Genomic DNA, 24524 nt, shown 5'->3' with positions numbered 1-24524 from the left:
GGGGGGCTGTTTTCAGGCATAAAAAAAGCCCTTTCGGGCAGTGATTGTGATAACGCGGTTATCAGGCCACCGACGAACGCACCAGCCCGCGCCAGTCAAGTGGTGCCACACCGGCATCAATACGGATTTTTGTGGCGATACCGTCAGTGGTGAAACCTTCCTGCTGGTCAATGTAGGGGGTGTCCACACCATCGAGCCAGGCCACTTCAATGGTGTCGGTGCCCTGTGCCGCAGCCAGGTACCAGGTTTTCGGATCTGCCGCATCAAGACGCGCTTCCGCAATTACTTCGGCAAAGTTCTGGATCGGGTTAATGACACCGGCGTTTGCATCCGCCCCTTTCACACTGGCCGATTTGATGGTCTGGTTCGCCACCGTCTCCAGTGACACCGGCACCAGCATAAAGGCCGGACGGATATTCAGGGCGCGATCGCCTTCTTTCTGCAGGCGCATCATCTGACGGGCCGCATCCAGCCCGGAAACGGAGATCCCGCCGGTGGCAATATTTTTGTGATCGGCATGGAACAGCGCCTTACCGTCTGACAGTTTCGGGTTATCCGTCAGCACCTTGTAAACCAGGTCACCAATCGTTGCCTTCGCCGCACGCCCCATCTTCATCGGCACGTCAACCAGCATATTCAGGTCATCATTGATAATGGCCTGGCGGGTGATGGAGAAAATCTCCCCGTAAGTGGCCAGAGCAATGGTCTCCTTGCGATCTGAGGTGGTGATGTATTTATACTCCGCCCCTTCACGAACCTGACGCAGAGAACCAAAACCGCCCATCCCCACGCGATACGCTGTTTTGAAGTCTGACAGGCGTCCCTTACGGGTCCACTTCTGGAAGGTTTCTTCTGATTCCTCCCAGCCCTGGATCAGCCCCTTGTTCGACACATCCAGCAGAATATTGCCAAAATCAGAGGTGCTGTGCGTCAGCGCCAGCCCGACCATCTGCATGGGGTTATAACTGGCCACCCCAATACCACGCTCGGTCAGTGACATGCGAGCCCATTCACGCAGGGTCATCCCGTTATAGACATTATCCTTCTCGACATTTTCATATCCGGCACGGGCCAGCATCGCCTGGCGGATCCCGTCTCCCACAAAATTGCCGTTTCCGGCATAAATATGGGCCGGTGTGTTTTTGTTGGTCGGCGAGGACTCCTTGCCCATTTCATTCAGAAGGCGCTCGCGGGCCATTTCCAGCGAACAGTCAGGATCGGCCACACACTGCGCCTGAAGCGCCTGATAGCGCCCGCCAAACATGGCAAACAGATCGTTAATGCCTGACATGCGGGCTTTCTGCTCAGCCATAACGCGGGCGCGAATGGTCGCCTCATCAGACACTGCCGGTACCGGTGATGGTTCTGTTACCGCCGGTGCAGGGATTGTCACTGTGGTATCACGCGGGGCACTGTTGTGTGGCTGCGTGATCATATTTCGGATGGATTCCGGCATCTTTTTAAATTCCTCTGTACGTGTTGACTGAATACATGCCATTGCCTTAACGGCTGGCGTCACCTGGTCAGCAAATCCGTGTGCCAGACACTCGGCACCGGACATCCAGGTCTCATCCGCCAGCATGGCGGCAATTTCATCGGTAGTTTTTCCGGTTTTCTGCGCATATACCGGCACCATAACCGACTCAAGTTTGTCCAGACGTTCGGCATAAGTGCGCATTTTCTCCGCATCACCACCGCTGATCCCCCAGGGTTTATGGATCATCATGAAGGCATTTTCCGGCATAATGACCGTGTCACCGGCCATCGCAATCAGGGATGCCATCGAGGCGGCAACGCCATCCACATACACGGTAATGGCCGCACCGTGATTTTTCAGGGCATTAAAAATGGCGATGCCTTCAAAGACATCGCCACCCGGTGAGTTGATGTGGAGATTAATGTGGGTGATATCACCCAGGGCATTCATATCGCTGACAAACTGCTTCGCGGTGACGCCCCAGAAACCAATCTCGTCATAAATATAAATATCCGCCTCACCCTGACCACCCGCCTGCATCCTGAACCAGGATTTATTCTTCATGCTGGCTGTCGGTGGCCTGCTGACGCTGTTGTTCAGTTCCGGCACTGTTGCCTCCTTTGTCGTTGGCGGGGTCAGTATCAAAGACCAGCCCCAGCCTGCGGTTTTCCTCAGTTTCCGCCTTACGGCGACGTTTGACCTCATCCGGGTTGCGCCCGCCTGCGCGGATCCAGTCGGATTCCGTCGCGGCACCACCCCGGATCTGTATCCGCCAGGCTTCAGCCTCCTTAACCGGGTCAATCCACGGCATCACCGGACCGGAATACGTCGCGTTATATAGCGTCTTCATCTCCACATCCGCCGGAATTTTCAGCAGACCTGCCGCAACCACCATATTCAGCCATGTCCGGTACACCGGGCGGGTTACCGCACCAATAAAACAGTCCTGCAGGATCAGGTAACCATCCGTGGACTCGACCAGCTCCTGCCGCTGGGCGCTGTAGGTGCCGTTATAGTTACGCGCCGCACTGGAAAAGCTCAGACGACTGCCAGCTGCCACTGCACGCAACTGGCCGTTGCGGAAAGTTTCAAGGTTGGGATTGGGACGATCGGATTTGACCATGCCGATATCCTCGCCCTTGCGCAAATCGTCATAAATAATTCCCGGGGTGATATGGACTTCCCGCTCGGTTTCTTTGCTCCCCGGATCTTCATAGTCCTGTCCGTCACCTTTACGGATATACAGTCCCAGCGCCGCAGCAATACGCGCCGCTGTCAGTTCCGCATCCTCATACTCCTTAAGGGCACTGATCCGCATCAGCACCCCCGATAACATGGATGAGCCTCGCGTCTGATGCAGACGACGAGTGAACTTCAGGTGGATCATTTTTCCGGCGGCGATTTCTTTCGTATCACTCTGCCGACCACTGACCGGATAATTTTTATAAACCAGATATTTTTTCGGTCTGCCCCACTCATCAAGAAAAACCCCCTGATTCAGCCCGGCGGATTCATCACTGCGCATAGGAACAAAATCCGGCTCCATCGCTTCAAGCCAGAATGGCACTCCCGCCGTCCGTTCCAGACCGTTTCCCGCACCACTGACCATCTGCGCAAACACTTCACCATCCCGCAGCCAGGTCCGCAGCAGTAAACGCTCAAGCACGGGACGGGTATACTGCCCTGTCACATCGGGACTCACGGACCATTCAGCCCACAACCGGCGGATATCCGCAGCCAGCTCTGCCGCCATTTCCCCGTTTTTTCGTAATGGCTGAGGATCCACAGTAATTCCTCTGGCACCAATCACCCGCTCTTCAAGCTTGTCAAACACACCAATCACCAGGTCATGATTGATATCCAGAAAACGGGCCTGCTCCCGCAGGGAAACCGCGCCATATTTACTGAGTTGATCAGCAGATCGATTTTCACGCCGGGCTTTATGTGTCCGGGTCGGTTTCACCGCCTCATAGGCCATGATTAACGCCCTTGAACGCAGTCTGGTCGCTTTCCAGCCTGGAGAGAACACGCCTATCACATCATCAATAATTGCCATTAAAACCTCGCCAGTTTAAATCCCGGTTTTCCCCGCCTGCGGCTCACCATCGCGGCAAGCCTGCGTTCCCACTCCTGACGTCCGGCGCGGATCTGAGAAAGGCTTTCCAGCGTCAGTTGCTGTCCGTTGAAGGTGACAGACTTCCCCTCCAGTACGGCCATTTCCGCTTCACGGTACCGCTGTATCATTTCTCTGGCTTCTTCTGTGCTCACAACCAGCCTCCTGATGTTATCCATGGATTATCTTCCGCACGCTCCGTCCGCAGTTTTTTCTTCCGACGACGGCGTTTTTCTGCCCCGGCCGTCAGTTCCGGGGATGCCGTTTCACCAGAACGCTCCTGCGGAAAAACGAGCCACGTTTCCCGCTGTGCCCAGTCCGGTGCGGAGGGCCAGCGGATCTTTTCGTAACCATGCAGAACGGCAAGCGCATCCGCATACACCAGCAGGTCAAACGCCTCGTTAGCGCCCCTGCCCGGTTTTCGCCATTTTCCGTCACTGCCGCGCTCTTCATAGGTCAGCTCATCGTAAAACCACCGCCCCAGCCAGTCGGGAAAGTGGATATAGTTCGGCCCTGGTGTGTCACGCCACAGGGCATTATTTACACGGTCCTTAAACGCATCCGTCTGAACCAGCCACAGCGCGACATCGCCACTGGCTCTGGCACGGCGGGCACTTCTGCCGGTATTATCCGGGAAGGTACGGTTAATCAGCCTGTCACGGCGAAGACCATCCCCCTTGAACAGAAACACCCTGTTGCCCAGTCCGTCACTCCGGCAACGACGCCAGAAACGATAGGCATTATCTGTCACCCCGGCTTCCCCTCCCGTATCCACCGCCATGGCCATCAGACGCATGCGCACATCCGGATCAGAAGCCAGCGGCCATGTTTTATGGAGCACATCCGTCAGCAACAAATCCCAGTCCTCCGGATATGCCGCCGGATCAACCGGCAGACTTTCACCATTGGGACTGCAGCGCAGTGAATGCCGGATGTTGTAGCGATCAACAATCCAGCGTTCCCCCTGTTCTCCGTATCCGGTGATCTGCACAACAAAACGGCGATTTTTACCGCCCTGTACGTCAACCGTTGCCTCAATAAAACGCACACCATCCGGCACAGATCGCCGGGGAAACGGCTCGGCACGCTGTTCAAGCAGTTCACTTTTACGCTGTTCCGTGGCTGAACGGGGCAGATAGGGTCGTCCGATATCGGTGTTTACCACCGCTTTCAGGGTCTCTTCACTGCCGGTTCGCTCATACTCTTCTTCTGCCGCCAGCAGCTTAAAAATCAGTTGTTCCCAGGTCTGAAACGCCGCTGCCGGCCCCTCCATCCAGAAACTTGCTATTCTGGAATTTCGAGGGGTTCCGGTAATACTGCCATCCGCCGCTGCCCGTTCGCCTTCCCGCAGCCAGATCCCCTGGTTATTCAGTTCACGCTTCTGTTCCGGAGCAATCAGGCCGCGGCAGTGCGGACACATCAGGCGGGCCGCCTGCCCGGCAGCCACAAAATCAGGGTTATTCCGGTAACCGGTCATGTTATCCATCACCGGCTGAAAATATTCCCCGCAGTGCGGACACGGCCAGTACCACCGGCGGCGGTCTCCCCGGTTATACAGTGACAGGATCCCCGTTGTTGGCGGTGCCTCATGTGCGCCACCACAACGCCATTTGGTATCGGTGATATCCCGCCCGGGCGAACTTTCGACCAGGGTCATCCCCGAGGACATAAAGGTGGTGGTACGCTTTGATGCCAGCGTGAAGGCATCCCCTTCACCGTCGACGTTCTCAGGAAAACGGTCATAATCCGTCAGCGCCACACGACGGTAATCCGAGGAGGAAAATACGGTGATCGACGGCCAGCCAATTTTCAGGAATGAGCCGTCAAGAAACATTTTGTCGTGGACGTTGTTGTCATTACGGGAAGGACTGAGGCGCTTACTGACCTCCGGACTGTGGCGAAACGTCCTGGAAAGACGCGTTCTGGAATGCTCACGCGCCTTCGTCTCAGTCATCTGCACCACCAGCATATCCGCCGGATCACAGATGATGCCGTACACAATCCAGCCATCAATCAGCCCTTCGGTTTTCCCGGTTCGCGCCGGTCCGACAAACACCACCGCGTCATATTCACGGGCTGATAATGTATTAATGGGGTCAATCATATAGGGCGTCAGCGATGACTCCCACGGACCTGAAGTGTTGGCTCCCCGTGGTACCCGCATATAACGCCTGATGGCTTCCGCTACTGGTAACCGGCCAGGCGGGCGAAACAGCGAGGCCACTTCGCGCCAGATATCGGATGCGCGGCTATGGCACTCGTTAACCGGATTCACATATCAGCCTCATCACAGCAGGCAATCACTGCCTTTTCCAGCGTGTCACGGATCTCATCAACAACGATCTGCACTTCGTTCAGTTGTGATGCAGTCCACCCCCTGTCCCTCTCCAGCCTGTCAGGCCAGGTTTCCAGTATCTGCACAATGGCTTTCACCACGACGGAAAACGACCGCCTGACATCACTGACAGGGACAAGCTGAACAGTTTCATGCTGAAATTTAAGACGCTCGCGCTCGGACTGATACCATGCCTTGCGATCGTGTGGATTCATCTCCTCATCTTCGGTAGATGGTGTTTTTGCCAGCAGCGCAGTAATCAGGTCCGTCAGGAGATAAAGTTTTTTCTTCTCATTACTGCCCGGAGCAAGAGGAACATCCGCCATTCTTGCGGTAACGGTCTGCCGGTGCAGGCCTGAAAGGGCTGCCAGTTGATTAATATTTAACTTCATATTTTTCAGCTCGCCGTCCATCTACGCCTCCTCCACATACCCCTCTGAACAGAAGTGATTCTGTTTTTTTTGTAAAGAAATGCCGCCACACAAAGATGTCGAACAAAAATTGGCCACAACCATCATCTTTTTTGTATCAATTACATTAAAAACAACAGTTTACATACATGATGATGATGACGATAAAATCACAAAAATGCGCTTTTTTCCGCGCCGACCCGCCCCGTGTACAGGCCCACCCCGCCAGGAGGACCCGAAAAATGATAATTGTTATCATTTTGTAATGTGTTCCGGTTTCTTCCACCATCGCACCGGCCAGGCGACTATGAGGGGACAACGCCGCGCTCCGTTAACGCAGTAAACCCCGGTGTGTATCGTTTTTGATTATCCCCGCACACTCGCGCAGAGGAGTCTCCCCATAGGGCTGCGGTCTCTGTTAATGCGGAAATACGGCGACGATACAACGCATTGAAAAAACTATTTCAGGCACTGAGTACGGATATATTCCTGAAGCGTTCTCAATGCTGCCTGGTCGCTGATGATTCCGTCTCTGATACCGAGAACGTTTCGTCCAGCAACTGGAGAGAGTTCGACGCTGGCATCATTGCCCACGCGGGCGGTGGCGGTGGCTTCACGCACGGAGCCTGGACAGGTGGCGTTGATCCGCAGGCGCTTACGACCAGCGGTAACATCAGCACGCAGAGTTTCATTTTCAGCTTGCGCATTGGCTAATTCTCTCGAGTACTTTGCATCGAGCGCAGCAACATCACGCTGACGCTGCTGCATGTCAGCGATGGTGGCAGTCGCCTGCTTCAGCTCACTGACTTTTTTATCACGCTGTTCTTTGTAGGCGATGGCGTTATCACGGTAATGATTGACCGCCCACGACAGACAGACGACGATGCAGATAATCAGAGCGGAGATAATCGCGGTTACTCTGCTCATTGCTGCCCCCACAAACAGACTTCACGCTCAATATCACGACGGGTCATCAGCCCTTTCCATTGCTTACCGCCAGCGTATGTCCAGCGCCGTAGCTGATCACATGCGCCTTTGATATCACCCTGGTTTATTTTGCGAAGAAGAGTCGATGTTCTGAAATTTCCAGCACCCACGTTATAGACGAATGAGTAAAGAGCGCCGCGCGTTGTTTCTGGTATATCGACTTTGATGTACGGGGTAATTTGTCTGGCGACCGTGGAAAGGTCTTTATTCAGGAGGGCTTTGCATTCTGCTTCGGTATACGTTTTACCGAGCATGATGTCTTTTCCGGTGTGTCCGTGGCATACAGTCCATACACCAACAATATCTTTGTATGGTATGTAACTGACACCTTCCAGACCATCGTTACCACCTGGACCAGTGATTAACACAGATGCTATAGCAATAGCCCCGCCACCAATAGCAGCAGCAACGGCTTTTCGTAATGATGGAGGCATTATTCACCTCTCGCAGCCTTTCTTCTGTCTTCTCTTATTTTGAAGTACAGATTTGTCAGATAAGTCAGGAAGCCCAGAACCAGACTCCCTAATACACCAATCGCAGCCCACTGTGACGGACTGACCTGATCAAGCCACTGTAAAAACCAGTAGCCAGCACTGCCTGCGGAGGTGCCATAGGCAATGCCCGTTGAAATTTTGTCCATGGATTTCATAACCCCCACCTCGCAGATGCGGGCGTTGTATAATGGAAACAAAAAAGGCCACCAGCGGCCCGTAAAAACAACACCCAATCAAAGGCACCCGCAGATGCCTTTTGCGTGGTGTTATTCAGATTTGCGCAGTAAAGGCCGGAGCACGACCAACACCATCACCACCAGCACACCATCTGCCAGTACCGACATCAGCCGTCCGGTAAAATCCACCACCACTACCAGAAACAGCAGGATGGCAGCCAGTACAAGGCGCGCACTTTTCACAGGTACTGCTCCAGCGGTAACTGAAGCGCCTGAGCAATTTTCTTGAGCTGTACTTCTTCCTCCGGCCCAATGCCATCCTGGTCTGCAATATCCAGACACAGGCACAGCACATTCACTGCGTCATCAGTACCGGCGACATCAGCCAGCTGGCGAAGGGCTTCAGCATTGGCAGAGCGCGGCGACGCTTCATAACGGGCGCGGATATTTGCACTCATTTGTGCAATCTCACCGGAGAACGGCGCAAAGGCAGGAAGTGCTGCAATGGTTTTCTCCAGTACCGCGATTTCTTTCGAGTCACAGGTGTCGTCAGCGTATGCAATGGAATACGCACCCCAGACGGTCGCCTCCACTGCGTCGCGGTTCTCCATCTTCTTCACTTCGGTAATGGCCTTGCGTGTTTTCTTTTTGAAAATACCAAACATCGTGACTTTTCCTTTTAGTGGGTGAGCCTGCGCCCGGGGGTGACCAGCCCACAGAGAAAGTCACACTGACCATCCCGTAAGCTCACCCCTGAAAGGCTCTGTGGTTTTTGATATGCGCCGGGCGTGGCGCGGATACAAAAAAGGCCACGCAAATGCGCAGCCTGGTGATTCTGAGATTTTCGAACGATTCCTTTTTACGACTCCTGCCTTCTATCTTCGGCAGAGATGCTTTGCCAAATTCACATCATTCATCGACATTAAAATACTGTCTTTGATGAACTCGCATACCTCGTTAATTTTTGCATCGGTATCTACGTGCGAAAATGTTCTGTCCCCATAACCATTAACTGAAATCGTCAGGTTATCGCCATCAAGCAGCACAATCTTTACACCAACTTCCATACTTGCAGACTGGCGGGGATTGTCATCAACAACTGTGTATAATTTAAACGCAACTCCGTCCCTAAGGTCTACCTGCAAATCCTCCGGTCGGACACTGAAGCCATTGAAGCAAATATAGACGTAAGGATGTAACTCACCCTCAATGTCTCGCCATTGCAGTTCCGGCAACGCCAGTGAAGACTCATAGGCATTGACCAGCCTTGTGGCTGTATCCCGCAACCGCTGAATGTATTCCTGCTTAGCTTTCAGTATTTCGGCCCGTTTTGCCCTGATATCAGCATAAGTGACCACTGTATCAATCCTCTTATGAACAAATAAACAAGCCATCATAATAACCGCCAGGGTATACATGAAAAAGGCCGCCGTAGCGAGCCATGAAAAAACAGAATAAAAAAAAACCGCCAAGTGTGGCGGTAAAGATGTATTCCCAGGTTTCAGGTTTTACTTAGTAGCAAATTGTTCTATAACTTACTCTAAGTGATGTTTACAACATCGGAATGGTGCATCACCGGTACCTGCCATAGGGCTCACTACGTAACCCAACCAATAATGCACCATTCCGGTATTGTAAAAAATCAGCACTGAGGCTAACCTGGCCTCAAAACATAGCCCGAAAACTGAGAGTTCCTAAAAAAACAATCTGTCCTCACGTAATAAAAATACGCCAGTGCTGCAATACGCCTCTATCAAATGTTGGAGCGGGTAGCGGGAATCGAACCCGCATCATCAGCTTGGAAGGCTGAGGTAATAGCCATTATACGATACCCGCATATGGTGCCGACTACCGGAATCGAACTGGTGACCTACTGATTACAAGTCAGTTGCTCTGCCTGCTGAGCTAAGTCGACATTGCTTCCTCGGATGTGAGATGAAATACATCTGAAATGTAATGCACCTTTCTCTCGAAGTAGCCCAATAATACGGGAAGTTAACATCAATTCATTAGCTTATTGTGCAGTGATTTAATTATCTGCCAACGTAACTATTTCACCCGCAGTATGCTCAAAACGTTCAGACTCAAGTTCAACGCTTAACGCCATGCCCCCAAGTGCCAGCGCTGCTTTTATTATGGAGCCTGACCCCATGAAAAAGTCGGCAACCAAATCTCCCGGACGCAAACAGAATGCGCTCTGTTGCCGGGAAATACGCCCGCAGGCTTTCCTTGTTGCACCCGTTCCAGCGCCCGGACGGCTTCGCCCAGATAATGTGGTTCAGCACATTAAAGCGCTCACGCATCATGATTTCGATATCAGATGCCAGGCGATGACCACAGAACAGGTAAAGACTTCCGGCGGGTTTTAATACCCACCAGAACTGCGCCAGACACTGATCCAGCCATTTCAGGTAATCATCGTCGCCCTTCCACTGGTTATCCCAGCCCTCGGGCTTCACTTTAAAGTATGGCGGGTCTGTGACTATCAGATCGACAGAGTTTTCCGGTAAGGTCTGGATAAATTCCAGGAAATCAGCGTTGATTAACTCGCAGCTGGATATTTTTACAGTATTAGCCATAGATCAATAAGCACTTCTCTGATAGGCTCATACCGCTTTTGCGCAAAGCAGATGGGCCTGAGGTTTGCTTGTGACCCCAACGCATGAGCAGATGGCTGGCAGGTGCCGCTAACACCCACCAGCCGCCCATTACCACAAATTAAAAAGCCTTCACTGCGGAAGGCGTCTGTAACAACCGAACTGATAATCTGCCAGACCCGCCATAACAAGCTGAGTCAGTATTAACTGGCAGCGCTCGCGTGAAAGGTAAGTATTCTGCGCAATCTCCCCGACGGTCGCCGGTTCGGTGACGCTTAATTCATTAAACACCACTCTGGCGGTTTCGGTCATATCCTGCTGTTTTAGCATGTCTTTTTCCCTTTTCTGGTTAACGTGACATACCAATAACTCTTGTCTAAAAAGCCAGCAAGCAGAAAGACCAGTATTAATAACTACCAGCACATTTAACGCACTGCGCTACTTTGCGGGCACAAAAAACCCGCTCAGAGGCGGGTTCAGGCTATGCGGTGAAATAACCACTCTTAAAAGCATACATGATTTTTTACGTACGTAAATGCTTTGCCGTGCATATTTTTCATGCAAATGTCACATACTGCTATTTTTCAGTGTTATAAATTTAAAGCCATAGAAAAAAATCAATTATGTTTTAAGAATGGATAGGTAAAGAATAACAAGTGACACAGATTCAGACCAAAATGGAAAAGGGTTGCCACCCACAAGCACCCACTCCACATCCATGACAATCCATACACAACACCAGATAACGTGGCAAATAATACAAGTAAAGCACCACCTGAATAGTGATAAAAACCAAACAACAAAGACGCCACAATTAACGCAACCAATGGAGACGTCACTTCTGATAGCCGTGATTGAATATACCCTCTAAATAATGACTCCTCTGCCAGAGACACAAAAAACAAATTAGCCAATATAAACTCTGGCAACCACTCTGGAAAATGAATCTCTGGCTTTAACCCACCAAAAAAAACAGCCAAAAACAGTATAAGAGGAACAGAGAGCAACAGAGCCCCCCATTTCCACAAAGACACTTCTGATTTCACTTCTTTTTTAAACAAAGAAGCTGTACACAGGACTAACAAAAATGGCACCAGCGCTTTATCAAAATTAAAATACATTGTATAGGGAGTGCTTTGAGGTCCGACAGTGACAGACTTTAGCACTACAGGATTGTGAAACCCTGGCCATAAATGGAAAGATAATGCTATGGCTGATAAAACTATGCCAGCTTCATATATGGATTTAGCCCAGGCGTTATATTTCCAGTTGAACTTCAAAATAATAAAAAAAACGATTGTAGCAACAAAAAACAACACCGGCCAATCAATAATATCATTAAGCACAGCCAGGACAACAGACACCGTCAACAATGAAAAAGCCACTACCTTATGCCAACTGAGAGTTGACAGTGACAGTGCTAACACAATCCACATAAACACTCCTTTTATTTAATGATGATGATTGATTATCAATATTTTCAATTCACCTGGCAACATTTTGTTTACCTTCCATAAAATTCATGACCATCAAAAAATAAACATATTAATTATAAACACGGAAAACATAACCCTCGTCACTATATATCCCTACCGCATATCCATATCTAACCGGACATTCAGAGCCATAAGCATTCCTTCAATAATACCTTCAGCTTTATAAAGTCTTTTACCAATAAGCCCATCAGAACATCTATGCTTACGTGCAAGAGCCATAAATGTCATTCCACCTACGTAATAATCCACCAACAAATCGTGCAAATACTGATTATTCTTGTTTAATCGTGCCATACAGCCACAAATTATCATGGCGTCATCATCAGAACACTGAGGACGTGATTTCACTTTAGTCGGGATTAATCCTTTAAAACCAGCAGCTATCGAGGACCATGTTACATCTTCATGATTACTTGCTGCCCATGCTCCCCACCGCTCCATAACCAGCTGAATATCACGCAACATCATTACATCCTCTTATTACGAATATATTCACACCCAGTCGCCCACCGCAAACAGGCAGACCATGCACAATATTGATTTCATCAAACTGGTCGTCGTCTATAAGCAGCCCCGCATGTGTCAGCGCATCCAGCAGTGCTTTCAGGATATTGTCCAGGTCACGACGGCGCTTATCCGGTGGCTCTGCAATAATCTTTATCGCCAGCCTTCCGGAGAGGTTTAATTTCAACCGCTGCTGGCGAACAATGAACGCCACATCACGGCGATAACGCTCACCGGCTTTTGATACAAAATATGTGCTGCCATGACGTCGCCAGTAGGTGTTCACCGTCGGCGGGTAAGGCAAAACAAACTCTATACGCATCAGTAACCTCTTTTACCCAAGCACGCCGGTTGCAAAGGCGTGATCAAGAAAACGAAAAATTAAATCAATCTGGGAACCATGGTTTTCTTCGAACGCCAGCAGATCCGCATGAAGTTCGTTGTGATGCTCCCGGCACAGCGGTAGTGTAAAAATATCGTGGGCCTTTGTTCCCATTCCGCCCTGACCATGACCAATCAGGTGATGGGGATCGTCGGCTGGTTGACCACAACACGCACACGGCTGAGTCTTCACCCAGCGCGTATATTTCTCATTTACCCAACGGCGACGTTTAGGTCGCTTCATGAAAGATTCAGGAGACTCCGGATCAACGGCGATGCTGACCACCGTCTTTTCCTGTGGTGGGTTCTGTTGCTGGTGGGCGTAAGGTGGTAGCGCAATATTTTTTGTGCGCTGCTTCAGTATGCTGGTGGCTGTCGGTTCTCCCGGTATGATGTCGCTCTCGCGGTATATTGAGCGGATTTTTTCACCCGGACGCTTCAGGATTCGACGCGCCATATTTTCGGTCATGGCATCCACTACATCATTTACAGCAGCCCAGCAGTACAATTCAGCCAGCGATAATTCCCGCTCTTGTGTGCCATTCATTGCGTGGCGTATGACGTCAATCATCCATGCCGACAGGTTTTGATGAGCAAGTTGCCCGAGTGATTCGGAGGTCTGGTCACGCAACTGGTTGTCGCAGTGCCAGCACAACACCATCGCGCCGGTACCGTAACGATGTATGACGGTTTCACTGTGATGATAGTCACCATGAGGCCACTGGCAGGATTTGACATGACGCAACAGCCAGTCAGACAGTGCACCAGCGCCGCCAGCAGCACGAATCACCCGCTCATCGCTGAAAAATGGCAGTAATGATTTATCTTCCGCCAGCGCCTGGCGAACGGCAGGAACAGCTCCGGACGGCAGACCGCGCATGCTTTTCGGTTCCGGCTCCACCAGTACCCGGGGATTATGAAATACCTGCATAGATTCACGGCCCGGCTTAAGGACCACCAGCCCGAGTTCCGGCACCGGAACAGGTCGAAGTAATACCCGCACGTTACCTCCAGATCCGTTGCTGGAATGTGCGGGATGGACGCGGCGGGCGTTCGGAATAAGGGAGCCTGACGTAGATTATCCAGTGACGATAATCGAGACTGAGGGCTTTCTTAAACTCATACCCACGTCTGCGGTAGTTATGAATCAGCCATTCGGCCTGTTCTTCAGTACAGGGATCGTGCTGATACCAGTCATATTTGAATGCGTGAGAACGCAGCCCGTGCCTGCTGGCAAAGACGGCAGAATCATCAGAATTGTGTAATTTGGTATCGTGCGCCATCGGTTGTCTCTGCTGGCGCAGCAGGTGCCAGTTGTTCAGGCTGGCGTGCGAATTGTAAACCAGAATGCACAGAAAAAACAAAACCCACCGAAGCGGGTTAAGTGCGGGTGCGTTGAGGAAGCCTGACACATCAGAGGTGGCGAGGGAATTCTCCCCGCCAGGTCTCTTACTCCTCAGGTTCGTAAGCTGTGAAGACAGCGACCTCCGTCTGGCCGGTTCGGATTCGTACCTCGCAGAGGTCTTTCCTCGTTACCAGTGCCGTCACTATGACGGTTAAACAGATGACGATCAGGGCGATTAGCATCGCCTTTTGCTGCTTCATAGCCTGCTTCTCCTTGACCTTTCGGTCCGTAAGAGGCAATCTGTATGTGACGAGCATATAGGGGCCTCACTTCGATTTATAGTCGGGTGGGGCTTTTATCTATCTGCCGTTGGTGTTCATGCCTGAGGCAGATAGCCTCAAGCACCCGCAGCAATTTTATCTTTCAATATAACTTATGAAAACCGTTCAAAAGGCTTTTCGCTCGTTACACATGACATCATTAAATGATGCCATGTATTCTTTATTTAACATGCACACAAAAGCCATTTCATTTGTTAGTTATTTCCGCATTGACTTTATCAAAAATATCATTATTGAGTTTTTGCAACTCTATAAAATTAACAACAAAATATATAGAGGAATAAATTATAAGCAAGCAAAAGAATATGGATGCGCTAAAACATGTTTTGATACCATCACCAAAGGTTAAAGAAAACTCAAAAGCAGTAAGATATTGATTTGCTATGTAAGAAAAAGTCGACAAACCAAAATATAATAGAAATGAATTCCTCACCCTCATTACATTACGTCTAATACGCAGAATGTATCCACGGTTCCTTACACCGGATGTGCTAAAATTCACAATTAGCCCTAATCCAATTGAGAACATTATTCCAGAAATTGTAAAAACTGTCGACGCAAAAAAACCGTCCGGACGAACATCCCAGACTGAACTAGCCAACAATGTGAGCAGCAATATTGATAATACGCTAACCGCTATTTTTTTCATTGCTTAACTCTAGCAAAAACTTGCTCATCTCTTGTAGCAAATGATGCTCAACTAATTTACCTGACTGTGTCGTTTCAATACTTACAGACTTTGTTAACAGCAAATCCTTGCCTTTCACTTCTGTTTTGTTATCTTTTCGCTTAAATGATACATTATCAAGATCGCTAACGGGTTTCAAATAAGCCCCTAAAGCTCTACTATATTCATCATCTGTCATTCTGCGTGGCTTTTTAAATTTTATTAACAATTCAGCAGAAATCATTTGACTCAGCATCATATCATTAAGTTGTTCAGAGTCTGACATCGAACTCCTGATAATATCCAGAACTTTTTGTGTTAACTTGATAGATTTATGACCTTCGCTAACCGTAATTTCTCCCTTTTTACTTCTAACACCAGACTCATCACACATAGCAGTCGGTACTAACGGTTCTGGATCTTTAACGATTATGGCTTTTAAATCACTAAGTTTCGTTTTCCCTTTTGCTGACACTAGTGGGGTGAATTCTTAAAGCTCATTATTTGTAAACCAACTCAGATACGTTTGTAAACGCACAATCGTTTTATTTAATGGGAGATTTGTAACTAAAAAATCATCACTCATGCAAAAATAGTAATGGCCTTTACATATTGCTGACACATCTAAATGAGATGTTTCTATATCATCCAGAGAAAAGACCTCTTTCTCAAAAAGAGAATCTGTTATGTGTTGGATTTCTTTGTCAGATGTAATCCTTAACATAGTGCAAAATACTGAATCAGTAACAGGAGATTCTTTAAAATACGAAAGAACATCTCTTTCCTGCTTAGGATCTTCTGGATTTAACAACATGCATCTATCTTTTGCCTGTTTTACTTGACTAAGCCTTGCTATCAAATCGGCCTTAGCTTCGCTAGAACTTTTCGAAAGTGCAGTGTTTTTTATTTCAAAAGCACGAAGTGTAACGGTCTTCGGTTTACTAATTGATACTGGTTGTTCAGCATTAGTAGGCATTAACATTCCTTAATTATTGCATCAACTAACAATCACCATTATGCCTCTTCGACAACTGAGGCTACCAACTTACTCTAAATTACACCTAATGGTAACTAGACTGGCCCCCTGAATCTCCAGACAACCAGTATCACTTAAATAAGTGATAGTCTTAATACTAGTTTTTAGACTAGTCATTGGAGAACAGATGATTGATGTCTTAGGGCCGGAGAAACGCAGACGGCGTACCACACAGGAAAAGATCGCAATTGTTCAGCAGAGCTTTGAACCGGGGATGACGGTCTCCCTCGTTGCCCGGCAACATGGTGTAGCAGCCAGCCAGTTATTTCTCTGGCGTAAGCAATACCAGGAAGGAAGTCTTACTGCTGTCGCCGCCGGAGAACAGGTTGTTCCTGCCTCTGAACTTGCTGCCGCCATGAAGCAGATTAAAGAACTCCAGCGCCTGCTCGGCAAGAAAACGATGGAAAATGAACTCCTCAAAGAAGCCGTTGAATATGGACGGGCAAAAAAGTGGATAGCGCACGCGCCCTTATTGCCCGGGGATGGGGAGTAAGCTTAGTCAGCCGTTGTCTCCGGGTGTCGCGTGCGCAGTTGCACGTCATTCTCAGACGAACCGATGACTGGATGGATGGCCGCCGCAGTCGTCACACTGATGATACGGATGTGCTTCTCCGTATACACCATGTTATCGGAGAGCTGCCCACGTATGGTTATCGTCGGGTATGGGCGCTGCTTCGCAGACAGGCAGAACTTGATGGTATGCCTGCGATCAATGCCAAACGTGTTTACCGGATCATGCGCCAGAATGCGCTGTTGCTTGAGCGAAAACCTGCTGTACCGCCATCGAAACGGGCACATACAGGCAGAGTGGCCGTGAAAGAAAGCAATCAGCGATGGTGCTCTGACGGGTTCGAGTTCTGCTGTGATAACGGAGAGAGACTGCGTGTCACGTTCGCGCTGGACTGCTGTGATCGTGAGGCACTGCACTGGGCGGTGACTACTGGCGGCTTCAACAGTGAAACAGTACAGGACGTCATGCTGGGAGCGGTGGAACGCCGCTTCGGCAACGATCTTCCGTCGTCTCCAGTGGAGTGGCTGACGGATAATGGTTCATGCTACCGGGCTAATGAAACACGCCAGTTCGCCCGGATGTTGGGACTTGAACCGAAGAACACGGCGGTGCGGAGTCCGGAGAGTAACGGAATAGCAGAGAGCTTCGTGAAAACGATAAAGCGTGACTACATCAGTATCATGCCCAAACCAGACGGGTTAACGGCAGCAAAGAACCTTGCAGAGGCGTTCGAGCATTATAACGAATGGCATCCGCATAGTGCGCTGGGTTATCGCTCGCCACGGGAATATCTGCGGCAGCGGGCTTGTAATGGGTTAAGTGATAACAGATGTCTGGAAATATAGGGGCAAATCCAGTAACCTCGTAGTCAAGCCTCAGAGTAAGTCTACTCAACTATTGATTTTGGCTGCACCGTGGCGATAGCATTTTCGAATTCATTTTCCATCACTTCACCACCTTCGGCGATTCTGGTAGCGGCATCCAGTGGGTTGAGCTCTCTACTTCGACGCCGTCTTTGTCCACAAAAGCCATCTTATTCCCGCCACGAGTGGGGCAAAAAACCTTATCCCATGAACCGGGGAATACATTCCCGAGATCATCGCGCAGAATCACATCGCAATATTCAGCAGGAACTGCATCACTACAGCTTATCCAGCCAGCCGGAGTTCCCTGAGAGCTGGTTGACGTTTCCGGGATTTCCCGAAAATTGTTGGTTGACGAATTCTTATTATCCCGAAAGTTTCCGGACTGAAGCATGGCTTCGCGGCAGGCTTTCCAGCCTGTAGCGTATGCAGCTGCTTTGCTGCTACTTTCAACTGGTGCATCCTGCCAATACATTTCTTTCGGCACTGACGGCACTGCCCCCCCCCCAGACAGCAAAGCATCAGCCATACACATTGCTTCCAGTCCCGTAGCCTCCGCAATACCGTCACGAATAAGCTCAAGCCCCTCTTTTGTTAACAGTTTCATTCCTTTATACATGACGGGCACCAGCGGTTCTGCTACCAGCGATGCCAGTGCAATTTTGAATAACTCGCCCTCTACCCGTGCCATCCCTGAATTGGGGTGGCATTTCGCAATCGCTATTTTTAATTTGGCTTCTTCGATTAATTGCTCTTTGGTTAATTCAGTCACTTTTCATTACCGCCCTTTCGGGCGGCCTCCTGACATTAATCGTTGTGATAACTCATCGCTTCATTTGCAGCATCAACTGGATCAACATCCACCAGCAATAATTTGGGGCGACACCTTCAGGTGTCCACGGCTCTAATTCATTTTTTGCCGCATTCTCGTCGCCAGTAATTTTAAAAATCTGCTCTGAGAACTTTTTCACCCACTCGTTATATTTTTCAGCGTTAATAACTTTCTGTGCGTTTGACATTGATATACCTCCGGTTAAGGATTAAATTTTTAACAGTGCTAAATTTAATTATTCTGTTCTGGATTTTGTCGCCCTGCGTATCCGCGCTTTCACGTTACGCTCAATCTGAATTAGCTTTTCTATATTTCTCCGCCTTTCCCGTTCCTCCTGGCGCAAGATCCTTACATCATCTGCCAGTCTGGTTTCTCTTTTCGCCACAGAGAGCATCCAGTCAAATGGCTCCACAACTGCACCGCAGATTTTACAGCGGACCTGACGCTCTTTTTCGTCAACCCGGACAGAGTCGTGATGACAATATGGTCTTTCCGATGGCTCATAAAGAAAATTAACCTGATTACGTGGGTCATCCTCTTTTACCGGAAATAAAACAATATTACTTAACTCATCTTCTGGTTTTATTTCCACGTTAGTCTCCTTTAATACGAATCCCTGCAACACGTAGTGAGTGCTCTAAGTCAGTCCGATGAATCCAGTTGCCATTTTCTTTAGGTATCATCACATGTCGCTCATCAGCATTTATCGGGTGTCCATATCGAAGGTCGAAGCCAGCAGGTAACTGGATTTCCCTCGCCTCCAGTTCTGCAATGCGCTTGTCTTTAGCTTCCAGCTTATCCAGTATCGCCAGCGCAACCTTTGGATTAAAGGCAGCAATAAATTCAGCGTTTGCGTAAGCCTGAGCATCTGTTTCAACCAGGCAGTTAACATGACATTCTGCAATCACGCCACCGGGTTCTCCTTTCCATTTTTGACAAACAAAAACTCCTGTTAAATTGCCATGCTGGTTAACAGACGTATGCCCTACGATGTAGCTTCCTTTAGTTGCTTTCTCTGCCGCCTCTCGCAGTGCCTGACAGTTAATTTCGCTCACTGTTTACCTCCTGTAACGCTACCCGGTACGCCTTCTTTATCCACGCTGTACTGCCATATAACTTCGTCTTCATAAAAAACACACCTGCACGGCTCGCCGATATCCCCGGACAGGCTAACAGCACTGCATCCACCACACGGTTATGCTTCCGGAACTCCATTACAGTACTGCTGATAACCACCTGTCCCACCGGGCCGTAATCCTGATACAGGATTTTCACGCAGACACCCTCCTGTCGAAATAAACGTAGTTATTCACTGTGCGCAGCGGCATTCCAAATTTTCTGGCGATTTCTCTCCTGGACACGCCAAGCTGATGCAGCTGTCGCGCCAGCTCAATATCACTCTGCGGATATTTTGCTGACTGGTGATAATCACCCCGTAACATCATACTAATACCCAGTTCCCGCGCTTTCGTTCTGACCGCAGCCTCACTACGACCAATAAGCATCCCGATACATTCCACCGTCATTGTTCCCGCACACTGCCGTAGAATCAGTATCTCGGCACGCACCCACTTTTTCACGATACGAGCTCCTGAAATCCACCCCGGTAAAAAGCCAGTACCCGCTGCATTGATTCGCTGTTACGACATTCCCGGCAAATTACGTTCTGGTGCCGGTCGTAGGGTTGTACTCCGGCCTTACCCTGTTTTTGTGCTGGTTTGCGGATAACCCTTGATTTTTTTGCCGAACTTGCCAGCCATTCACGGTAAACTCTCTCTGAAAGGAATACCCCTTTTCCGCTGACAACATACACTTCGCCCTGGCTCACCAGCATCTTCAGGTACCGGCGAATGGAATCATGTGAAGCATATGTTGCCGATGCCAGTTGTGGCATTTTCATACGCCCGTTTTTACGTACAAGGTCAACGATGTGACGCTGTAATCTTTCCCGCTGTTCTTCGGTATAAATAGCCCCCATAAACTCTCCTGAGAAAATAACTTCATGACCTCAAATCAACACTTACCCCCTGAACCCCGGCGGAATTTCGGTATCCGGTTCAGAAATGTGATTCACGCAACGCTGTACAGGCGAACGCCCCAGACGAATAACCAGCTCATCCCATTTTTCCCGGAGTTTTGCCGGACTCATGATGTTTTTTACCCAGAATGGATCCCGCTGTACCCGACCAAACATTTCGCAAATTTGTCTGTGAGTTCTGCCATCCAGCATCCGCATTGTGCGCACATCATTGGCCCATGCAGTCCAGTTTGGTTCTTTCGGTCGCATGATTTCGCCATCATCGCTGGCAGCCTGCTCGTAAAGACTCACGATTCGCCCCCAGATCCACTGCGCACACGCTAAATCTTCCTGGCTGCCCCACTGGCGTTTTTTCGCACTGAACACAACCGCGTCAGGGTGTCGGGTTAAAAAATCCTGTTCAGCCATCTGCGGGTCCGGTTGCGAAGCGTCCGGACAAGAAGATCTTTTATCTGGCGGATCAGGTTTTAATACTGACGGATCGGGGCCAACCATCGTCCCCCTAACCGAATGTTTTTTATCAACGGTTGATCCATCAAAATTTGAGGGGTCAACCGTTGAGGGGTCAATATTTGACGGGTCATTTTTTACCGGGTTAATTTTTCTTTTCGGTTTATATGCCTCACGCGCCGCCGCTGCTGCTGCTTCGAGTTTTTCCACATTAAGACGGTAGATATTGCTTTCATTACGCCCACCGACCTTACGTTCCTCCTTCGTCAGCCAGCCGTTCTTTTCCAGTTCCGCTATCGCCGCTTTAACCGTTGATTCACTCTTTGCCCCAATCTGACGACGAATGGTCTCCACTGCAGGCCATGACACACCTTCGTCATTGCTGTAATCTGCAAGGCGAGCCATTACTGCCACCCTGGATAAGATCATGCCGGTGAAGGCACACCCTTCCCAGACAAGACCATGAAGCTTGCTGCTCATAAAAAACTCCGAACACCGTGCTTTTAGTGCATCACCACGGCATTTCCCGCCGGACCACCACGATTCATCTGATTGAAACCAGCGATCGCCACTGCGACAAAATCATCAGCGTCTCTCACCAGTCGTTCCCGCGTCTCCACCAGCTCCCGAAACCAGGTTGAACTGTGGCTGCGCATTCGGGCCACCAGCAGAGGTGGCATTGCTTTTTCGATCGCTGGTAACAACGCCTGAATTTTTTTAACCGCATCAGGGGTGTCTTTCTCCACCCAGCGGAAAATCTTCTGAGTATTGCGAGCCAGGGCTTCTGGGTGTGAATCGTCGTACAGTTCCGGAAACGTCATACCCAGTTCAAAATAAGCCCGGGTTATTTCAGCTGCCGGAACTTTTTCGCCGTCCGGATGCGACCAGGCATTCATCGCCATGCGGATGTGCTCATGCTTGATTTTCATGAATCAACTCCCAACAGCTTTTTCGTAGTAGTTTTATTTCTGCCAATAGTTAAAATTGCATCGGCAGAAAATAATCCGTTTGATGCATGAGCGATTTTTTCAGCATAATTTGTTTCGCCGGTATATTCAGTGCGAGGCAATTTTCCGTTATCCATCCATTTGTAGATTGCTCTTTGGCTGACACCACAAACGTCGGCCACAACAGAAACGCGAACAGTTTTGATTACATCTTCAAGTGTTTTCTGGTTCATATCACCCTCACAATGTGAACTTTGAGTACATGCTATAACAGAACTGACAGTACATTCAAGAGCGAATATCATTGAACTTATGGTTCATGAAGATAAAGCGCGTAAAGAGTTCGCCAGTAGGCTTGCGCTAGCCTGTGAAAACGCTGGTTATGAACAACATGGAAGGCAGGCAGAAATTGCCCGTCGAATGAAATTAACACCAAAAGCGGTTAGCAAATGGTTTAATGGCGAAACAATTCCTCGCCGAGAGAAATTAAGGGAATTAGCAACACTCATTGGAACAACACCAACCTATCTTTTGGGAGAGGATACAGAAGAAAGTGGACAGGTACGTTTCTATCAGGAGTTAAATCCAAGACAAAAAATCATCATTGATCTTCTGGACGAGCTCCCTGACAGTGAGACAGATGAACTTTTAAAAACTCTTGAGGAGAAAAAACAAAAGTACAATGCAATTTACGAAGAGTTAGCACGAAAGAAAAAACAAAAAGCCTCTTAAACCAGCATAAATCCGGTAGCGTCCCCCTCCGGGTTTGTGCTTCACTTTTTCCCATCTCATTTTTTTACACATAAAATGTACTCAAAGTACTTTACAACACTGAACATAAAGTACATTATATACATGCCAACCCACCCCGCCCCACAGAACGCAGGGCAATACCTAGAGTTACCCGGCAGTGGTCAGGGGTTAAGTAGCCAGCCCGAGGCGTAAGAACATGACGGCAGGGTTCAACTTTAATAACTATGCAGCAGGTTTTTGTTCCGCTACCCCGGCGTTAAGGGGAAATGAGGTCAGCATGGATACTATCGATCTTGGCAACAACGAATCTCTGGTGTACGGCGTGTTTCCCAACCAGGACGGCACGTTCACCGCGATGACGTATACCAGAAGCAAAACGTTTAAAACCGAAGCTGGCGCGCGTCGCTGGCTGGAAAGAAATTCAGGTGAGTGATATGGATTTCGACGCAATCATGGAAAAGGCTTACGAAGAATACTTCGAAGGCCTTGCCGAAGGCGAAGAAGCTCTCAGCTTCAGTGAGTTTAAACAGGCGCTTTCCAGTTCGGCAAAATCTAACGACTGATAAGCGAAGCGGCACCGCGAGGAATCAGTATGCAGAAACGAGAACCCGTCATCATCGCACCAGACTATACCGAGGATGAAATTTACGAATGGATGTGCGGAAAGATACGCGCCATTAATGACCTGAAGCAGGCCGCTGACTACAAAGAGCGCCTCTCTAAAGAACTGGTGTCAGCGGAGCAGGATATTACCACTCTGGCAAAAAGCGCGGCATTAAACGTTTCGCGAGTGATTGAAAACTACTGACCAATGAGCTCAAGTAGTTCTCCGCAGATGAAGTGCGTGCGCCGGACACGGATAAACCTCCGGCATGCTCTTTAACAATCTGGATATTCCTAACCACAAAGAAATCGCATCAATTTGGATTTTGTGGGCAACTTCTCTTGTTGTTCGATGGAGACGCCTATTTTGATCTGTGTTTTTAAGATCGCAATATCTTTAAGTGATGACCAAATATGATTATCTGTTTTTTCCAGAGTTTTTAACTGAATTTTCAATTCCGAATCAGAATATTTTTCTGCATCATCAAAAAGCTGCAAATATTCTGCGGATTTTCTCATGGTATTACCTGACTTTTATCCGAATCCATAAATCGTTTGGACGGTTGCGATCACAACAATAAAAACGCCAGAAATTTCCGGAATGAATCCGCCAATGACAGATGAACCGAGGATAATACTCACTACTGAGAGAAGTTTATCGAGACGACCAGTCGCTACAGAAAACAGTTGCTCAAGAAAATAGCCATAAAAAATTCTGTCAAGAATATCATCCCGGTCCATACACCATCACCTGCTTGTGCTCTTTGCTCTGTCATATGATTTCCTTGGATCGTTGGGGATACCCAGATTATACAGATTTCCTGTCGTTGGGGAATGACGGAAACCACCTCGCCTGACGTGGTTAAAAGCAGGCACACAACACGAAAGCGCACGGCGAAGTTCGTCTCACTGCACGGTGTCGTTAAATTTAATTCGACCGTGCGCTTCCGGTTGTGGCGACCCGCGAAATGGCGCGGCGGTAAGTATGGCGGGGGTGGGAGGGACGCCTTTCCCCGTTGAGGACACCGGGTTGTCAGGTTGACCATACGCTTAAGTGACAACCCCGCTACAACGCCCTCTGTTATCAATATTCTGGTGACATTTGGCGGTATCAGTTTTACTCCGTGACTGCTCTGCCGCCCTTTTTTAAAAGTGAATTTTGTGATGC

At 49.1% G+C, this 24524-nt stretch carries 36 protein-coding genes, 2 tRNA genes and 3 pseudogenes; 5 read left to right on the top strand and 36 right to left on the bottom strand.

Annotation, left to right across the window (positions count from 1 at the left end; genetic code table 11):
- Positions 1–61: 61 nt before the first annotated feature.
- The 24 genes and pseudogenes from QUE74_RS05895 to QUE74_RS05780 form a co-directional block, all read right to left on the bottom strand.
- On the bottom strand, positions 62–2041 hold the full coding sequence (locus tag QUE74_RS05895) for a ClpP-like prohead protease/major capsid protein fusion protein (protein WP_001364412.1): 1980 nt from the start codon (positions 2039–2041) through the stop codon (positions 62–64).
- Positions 2031–3533 carry a phage portal protein gene (locus tag QUE74_RS05890; RefSeq protein WP_000974574.1) on the bottom strand — a complete coding sequence of 501 codons (1503 nt, stop codon included), beginning with the start codon at positions 3531–3533 and terminating at the stop codon, positions 2031–2033. Before QUE74_RS05890 ends, QUE74_RS05895 begins: the two co-directional genes overlap by 11 nt.
- Complete coding sequence (locus tag QUE74_RS05885; protein ID WP_000102415.1) at positions 3533–3745, bottom strand: DUF6148 family protein; 213 nt, start codon at positions 3743–3745, stop codon at positions 3533–3535. The genes QUE74_RS05890 and QUE74_RS05885 overlap by 1 nt, the downstream gene beginning before the upstream one ends.
- Complete coding sequence (locus tag QUE74_RS05880; protein ID WP_001070322.1) at positions 3742–5865, bottom strand: phage terminase large subunit family protein; 2124 nt, start codon at positions 5863–5865, stop codon at positions 3742–3744. The genes QUE74_RS05885 and QUE74_RS05880 overlap by 4 nt, the downstream gene beginning before the upstream one ends.
- A complete protein-coding gene (locus QUE74_RS05875) occupies positions 5862–6338 on the bottom strand; it encodes a DUF1441 family protein (RefSeq protein WP_000348567.1) in 477 nt (158 codons plus the stop codon). Before QUE74_RS05875 ends, QUE74_RS05880 begins: the two co-directional genes overlap by 4 nt.
- A gap of 456 nt (positions 6339–6794) precedes the next feature.
- On the bottom strand, positions 6795–7262 hold the full coding sequence (locus tag QUE74_RS29550) for a lysis protein (RefSeq protein WP_001360569.1): 468 nt from the start codon (positions 7260–7262) through the stop codon (positions 6795–6797).
- Positions 7259–7756 carry a lysozyme RrrD gene (gene rrrD, locus QUE74_RS05865; protein ID WP_001135246.1) on the bottom strand — a complete coding sequence of 166 codons (498 nt, stop codon included), beginning with the start codon at positions 7754–7756 and terminating at the stop codon, positions 7259–7261. The genes QUE74_RS29550 and rrrD overlap by 4 nt, the downstream gene beginning before the upstream one ends.
- A complete protein-coding gene (locus QUE74_RS05860) occupies positions 7756–7971 on the bottom strand; it encodes a class II holin family protein (protein WP_000839574.1) in 216 nt (71 codons plus the stop codon). Before QUE74_RS05860 ends, rrrD begins: the two co-directional genes overlap by 1 nt.
- A 111-nt stretch (positions 7972–8082) precedes the next feature.
- The gene (locus tag QUE74_RS05855) at positions 8083–8235 is read right to left on the bottom strand and encodes a DUF3927 family protein (RefSeq protein ID WP_000833650.1); all 153 of its coding nucleotides are present in this window, start codon (positions 8233–8235) and stop codon (positions 8083–8085) included.
- The gene (locus QUE74_RS05850; RefSeq protein WP_000466938.1) at positions 8232–8657 is read right to left on the bottom strand and encodes a tellurite resistance TerB family protein; all 426 of its coding nucleotides are present in this window, start codon (positions 8655–8657) and stop codon (positions 8232–8234) included. Before QUE74_RS05850 ends, QUE74_RS05855 begins: the two co-directional genes overlap by 4 nt.
- 210 nt (positions 8658–8867) lie before the next feature.
- Positions 8868–9410 carry a hypothetical protein gene (locus QUE74_RS05845; protein WP_000288258.1) on the bottom strand — a complete coding sequence of 181 codons (543 nt, stop codon included), beginning with the start codon at positions 9408–9410 and terminating at the stop codon, positions 8868–8870.
- 343 nt (positions 9411–9753) lie between these two features.
- Positions 9754–9828: transfer RNA gene (locus QUE74_RS05840), tRNA-Gly, on the bottom strand.
- Positions 9829–9831: 3 nt separating this feature from the next.
- Positions 9832–9907, bottom strand: a tRNA-Thr gene (locus tag QUE74_RS05835).
- Positions 9908–10021: 114 nt separating this feature from the next.
- Positions 10022–10144 (bottom strand): hypothetical protein, encoded by a 123-nt coding sequence (locus tag QUE74_RS05830; RefSeq protein ID WP_236922851.1) that lies wholly within the window; start codon positions 10142–10144, stop codon positions 10022–10024.
- A gap of 28 nt (positions 10145–10172) precedes the next feature.
- Positions 10173–10571 (bottom strand): annotated as a pseudogene (locus QUE74_RS05825) (DNA-methyltransferase); the annotation flags it as partial.
- A gap of 150 nt (positions 10572–10721) precedes the next feature.
- Positions 10722–10919: a hypothetical protein gene (locus QUE74_RS05820; protein WP_000917767.1), complete on the bottom strand. Its 198-nt coding sequence runs from the start codon at positions 10917–10919 to the stop codon at positions 10722–10724.
- Positions 10920–11206: 287 nt separating this feature from the next.
- Positions 11207–12025 (bottom strand): CPBP family intramembrane glutamic endopeptidase, encoded by an 819-nt coding sequence (locus tag QUE74_RS05815; protein ID WP_000265261.1) that lies wholly within the window; start codon positions 12023–12025, stop codon positions 11207–11209.
- 153 nt (positions 12026–12178) lie between these two features.
- Positions 12179–12547 (bottom strand): antiterminator Q family protein, encoded by a 369-nt coding sequence (locus QUE74_RS05810; protein ID WP_024166244.1) that lies wholly within the window; start codon positions 12545–12547, stop codon positions 12179–12181.
- Entirely contained in the window at positions 12540–12911 is a 372-nt protein-coding gene (locus QUE74_RS05805; protein ID WP_001217420.1) for a RusA family crossover junction endodeoxyribonuclease, read from the bottom strand. Before QUE74_RS05805 ends, QUE74_RS05810 begins: the two co-directional genes overlap by 8 nt.
- A gap of 12 nt (positions 12912–12923) precedes the next feature.
- Positions 12924–13973, bottom strand: a complete 1050-nt coding sequence (locus tag QUE74_RS05800; protein ID WP_001360564.1) for a DUF968 domain-containing protein — start codon at positions 13971–13973, stop codon at positions 12924–12926.
- Position 13974: 1 nt separating this feature from the next.
- Positions 13975–14253: a hypothetical protein gene (locus QUE74_RS05795; RefSeq protein ID WP_001360563.1), complete on the bottom strand. Its 279-nt coding sequence runs from the start codon at positions 14251–14253 to the stop codon at positions 13975–13977.
- Between the two features lie 166 nt (positions 14254–14419).
- Positions 14420–14575 (bottom strand): type I toxin-antitoxin system toxin HokD, encoded by a 156-nt coding sequence (hokD, locus tag QUE74_RS05790; RefSeq protein WP_000813254.1) that lies wholly within the window; start codon positions 14573–14575, stop codon positions 14420–14422.
- Positions 14576–15285: 710 nt separating this feature from the next.
- The gene (locus tag QUE74_RS05785) at positions 15286–15798 is read right to left on the bottom strand and encodes a hypothetical protein (protein ID WP_001274664.1); all 513 of its coding nucleotides are present in this window, start codon (positions 15796–15798) and stop codon (positions 15286–15288) included.
- A gap of 15 nt (positions 15799–15813) precedes the next feature.
- A complete protein-coding gene (locus tag QUE74_RS05780) occupies positions 15814–16299 on the bottom strand; it encodes a hypothetical protein (protein ID WP_001142820.1) in 486 nt (161 codons plus the stop codon).
- Positions 16300–16486: 187 nt separating this feature from the next.
- On the opposite strand from QUE74_RS05780, the gene QUE74_RS05775 reads away from it, so the two are divergent.
- Positions 16487–17715, top strand: a protein-coding gene (locus tag QUE74_RS05775) for an IS3-like element IS2 family transposase (RefSeq protein WP_088895425.1) whose coding sequence is annotated in 2 segments (ribosomal slippage) — positions 16487–16802 and positions 16802–17715 — 1230 coding nt in all. Because the reading frame shifts where the segments join, the coding sequence is not laid out codon by codon here.
- A gap of 100 nt (positions 17716–17815) precedes the next feature.
- On the opposite strand, the gene QUE74_RS05770 is transcribed toward QUE74_RS05775, so the two are convergent.
- The 10 genes and pseudogenes from QUE74_RS05770 to QUE74_RS05725 all read right to left on the bottom strand — a co-directional run bounded on the left by QUE74_RS05770 (position 17816) and on the right by QUE74_RS05725 (position 22233).
- A complete protein-coding gene (locus tag QUE74_RS05770; RefSeq protein WP_286331903.1) occupies positions 17816–18505 on the bottom strand; it encodes a DUF551 domain-containing protein in 690 nt (229 codons plus the stop codon).
- A 35-nt stretch (positions 18506–18540) separates the two neighbouring features.
- Positions 18541–18752: pseudogene (locus tag QUE74_RS05765) on the bottom strand (hypothetical protein).
- Positions 18753–18800: 48 nt separating this feature from the next.
- A complete protein-coding gene (locus tag QUE74_RS05760) occupies positions 18801–19157 on the bottom strand; it encodes a hypothetical protein (protein WP_000403790.1) in 357 nt (118 codons plus the stop codon).
- A 139-nt stretch (positions 19158–19296) separates the two neighbouring features.
- Positions 19297–19620, bottom strand: a pseudogene (locus tag QUE74_RS05755) (ead/Ea22-like family protein); the annotation flags it as partial.
- Positions 19607–19840 (bottom strand): hypothetical protein, encoded by a 234-nt coding sequence (locus QUE74_RS05750; RefSeq protein ID WP_000699805.1) that lies wholly within the window; start codon positions 19838–19840, stop codon positions 19607–19609. The gene QUE74_RS05750 and the pseudogene QUE74_RS05755, both read right to left, overlap by 14 nt.
- Positions 19837–20118: a DNA-binding protein gene (locus QUE74_RS05745; protein ID WP_024166243.1), complete on the bottom strand. Its 282-nt coding sequence runs from the start codon at positions 20116–20118 to the stop codon at positions 19837–19839. The genes QUE74_RS05750 and QUE74_RS05745 overlap by 4 nt, the downstream gene beginning before the upstream one ends.
- A gap of 23 nt (positions 20119–20141) precedes the next feature.
- Positions 20142–20543, bottom strand: a complete 402-nt coding sequence (locus QUE74_RS05740) for a DUF977 family protein (protein WP_000500986.1) — start codon at positions 20541–20543, stop codon at positions 20142–20144.
- Between the two features lie 42 nt (positions 20544–20585).
- Positions 20586–21533 (bottom strand): helix-turn-helix domain-containing protein, encoded by a 948-nt coding sequence (locus QUE74_RS05735; RefSeq protein WP_032287400.1) that lies wholly within the window; start codon positions 21531–21533, stop codon positions 20586–20588.
- Positions 21534–21556: 23 nt separating this feature from the next.
- Positions 21557–21982 (bottom strand): toxin YdaT family protein, encoded by a 426-nt coding sequence (locus QUE74_RS05730; RefSeq protein ID WP_000693934.1) that lies wholly within the window; start codon positions 21980–21982, stop codon positions 21557–21559.
- Positions 21979–22233, bottom strand: a complete 255-nt coding sequence (locus tag QUE74_RS05725; protein WP_001072341.1) for a helix-turn-helix transcriptional regulator — start codon at positions 22231–22233, stop codon at positions 21979–21981. Before QUE74_RS05725 ends, QUE74_RS05730 begins: the two co-directional genes overlap by 4 nt.
- A 79-nt stretch (positions 22234–22312) precedes the next feature.
- On the opposite strand from QUE74_RS05725, the gene QUE74_RS05720 reads away from it, so the two are divergent.
- From QUE74_RS05720 to QUE74_RS05705, 4 genes are all read left to right on the top strand, one after another.
- A complete protein-coding gene (locus QUE74_RS05720; protein ID WP_000233320.1) occupies positions 22313–22732 on the top strand; it encodes a helix-turn-helix domain-containing protein in 420 nt (139 codons plus the stop codon).
- 298 nt (positions 22733–23030) lie between these two features.
- Positions 23031–23186 carry a DUF1391 family protein gene (locus QUE74_RS05715; RefSeq protein ID WP_050866356.1) on the top strand — a complete coding sequence of 52 codons (156 nt, stop codon included), beginning with the start codon at positions 23031–23033 and terminating at the stop codon, positions 23184–23186.
- Position 23187: 1 nt separating this feature from the next.
- Positions 23188–23316, top strand: a complete 129-nt coding sequence (ydfB, locus tag QUE74_RS05710) for a protein YdfB (RefSeq protein WP_000344891.1) — start codon at positions 23188–23190, stop codon at positions 23314–23316.
- A 29-nt stretch (positions 23317–23345) separates the two neighbouring features.
- The gene (locus QUE74_RS05705) at positions 23346–23561 is read left to right on the top strand and encodes a hypothetical protein (protein ID WP_001171961.1); all 216 of its coding nucleotides are present in this window, start codon (positions 23346–23348) and stop codon (positions 23559–23561) included.
- A gap of 89 nt (positions 23562–23650) precedes the next feature.
- Here QUE74_RS05705 and QUE74_RS05700 read toward each other — a convergent pair whose 3' ends face one another.
- On the bottom strand, positions 23651–23875 hold the full coding sequence (locus QUE74_RS05700) for a hypothetical protein (RefSeq protein WP_001231941.1): 225 nt from the start codon (positions 23873–23875) through the stop codon (positions 23651–23653).
- A gap of 15 nt (positions 23876–23890) precedes the next feature.
- Positions 23891–24097: a hypothetical protein gene (locus QUE74_RS05695; RefSeq protein ID WP_000373328.1), complete on the bottom strand. Its 207-nt coding sequence runs from the start codon at positions 24095–24097 to the stop codon at positions 23891–23893.
- Between the last annotated feature and the right edge of the window lie 427 nt (positions 24098–24524).

The sequence above is a fragment of the Escherichia sp. 10290 genome (genome assembly GCF_030295155.1).
GTDB lineage: Bacteria > Pseudomonadota > Gammaproteobacteria > Enterobacterales > Enterobacteriaceae > Escherichia > Escherichia coli_F.
The sequence above is the reverse complement of the archived record's forward strand: the minus strand, read 5'-3'. Positions and strand labels throughout refer to the sequence as shown.

Coding starts and splice junctions, on each gene's coding strand:
- QUE74_RS05895 (WP_001364412.1), bottom strand. CDS start 2,041: ATGAAGAATAAATCCTGGTTCAGGATGCAGGCGGGTGGTCAGGGTGAG.
- QUE74_RS05890 (WP_000974574.1), bottom strand. CDS start 3,533: ATGGCAATTATTGATGATGTGATAGGCGTGTTCTCTCCAGGCTGGAAA.
- QUE74_RS05875 (WP_000348567.1), bottom strand. CDS start 6,338: ATGGACGGCGAGCTGAAAAATATGAAGTTAAATATTAATCAACTGGCA.
- QUE74_RS29550 (WP_001360569.1), bottom strand. CDS start 7,262: ATGAGCAGAGTAACCGCGATTATCTCCGCTCTGATTATCTGCATCGTC.
- rrrD (WP_001135246.1), bottom strand. CDS start 7,756: ATGCCTCCATCATTACGAAAAGCCGTTGCTGCTGCTATTGGTGGCGGG.
- QUE74_RS05860 (WP_000839574.1), bottom strand. CDS start 7,971: ATGAAATCCATGGACAAAATTTCAACGGGCATTGCCTATGGCACCTCC.
- QUE74_RS05850 (WP_000466938.1), bottom strand. CDS start 8,657: ATGTTTGGTATTTTCAAAAAGAAAACACGCAAGGCCATTACCGAAGTG.
- QUE74_RS05845 (WP_000288258.1), bottom strand. CDS start 9,410: ATGTATACCCTGGCGGTTATTATGATGGCTTGTTTATTTGTTCATAAG.
- QUE74_RS05830 (WP_236922851.1), bottom strand. CDS start 10,144: ATGGGGTCAGGCTCCATAATAAAAGCAGCGCTGGCACTTGGGGGCATG.
- QUE74_RS05820 (WP_000917767.1), bottom strand. CDS start 10,919: ATGCTAAAACAGCAGGATATGACCGAAACCGCCAGAGTGGTGTTTAAT.
- QUE74_RS05815 (WP_000265261.1), bottom strand. CDS start 12,025: ATGTGGATTGTGTTAGCACTGTCACTGTCAACTCTCAGTTGGCATAAG.
- QUE74_RS05805 (WP_001217420.1), bottom strand. CDS start 12,911: ATGCGTATAGAGTTTGTTTTGCCTTACCCGCCGACGGTGAACACCTAC.
- QUE74_RS05795 (WP_001360563.1), bottom strand. CDS start 14,253: ATGGCGCACGATACCAAATTACACAATTCTGATGATTCTGCCGTCTTT.
- hokD (WP_000813254.1), bottom strand. CDS start 14,575: ATGAAGCAGCAAAAGGCGATGCTAATCGCCCTGATCGTCATCTGTTTA.
- QUE74_RS05780 (WP_001142820.1), bottom strand. CDS start 16,299: ATGCCTACTAATGCTGAACAACCAGTATCAATTAGTAAACCGAAGACC.
- QUE74_RS05740 (WP_000500986.1), bottom strand. CDS start 20,543: ATGGGGGCTATTTATACCGAAGAACAGCGGGAAAGATTACAGCGTCAC.
- QUE74_RS05735 (WP_032287400.1), bottom strand. CDS start 21,533: ATGAGCAGCAAGCTTCATGGTCTTGTCTGGGAAGGGTGTGCCTTCACC.
- QUE74_RS05730 (WP_000693934.1), bottom strand. CDS start 21,982: ATGAAAATCAAGCATGAGCACATCCGCATGGCGATGAATGCCTGGTCG.
- QUE74_RS05725 (WP_001072341.1), bottom strand. CDS start 22,233: ATGAACCAGAAAACACTTGAAGATGTAATCAAAACTGTTCGCGTTTCT.
- QUE74_RS05720 (WP_000233320.1), top strand. CDS start 22,313: ATGGTTCATGAAGATAAAGCGCGTAAAGAGTTCGCCAGTAGGCTTGCG.
- QUE74_RS05715 (WP_050866356.1), top strand. CDS start 23,031: ATGGATACTATCGATCTTGGCAACAACGAATCTCTGGTGTACGGCGTG.
- ydfB (WP_000344891.1), top strand. CDS start 23,188: ATGGATTTCGACGCAATCATGGAAAAGGCTTACGAAGAATACTTCGAA.
- QUE74_RS05705 (WP_001171961.1), top strand. CDS start 23,346: ATGCAGAAACGAGAACCCGTCATCATCGCACCAGACTATACCGAGGAT.
- QUE74_RS05700 (WP_001231941.1), bottom strand. CDS start 23,875: ATGAGAAAATCCGCAGAATATTTGCAGCTTTTTGATGATGCAGAAAAA.
- QUE74_RS05695 (WP_000373328.1), bottom strand. CDS start 24,097: ATGGACCGGGATGATATTCTTGACAGAATTTTTTATGGCTATTTTCTT.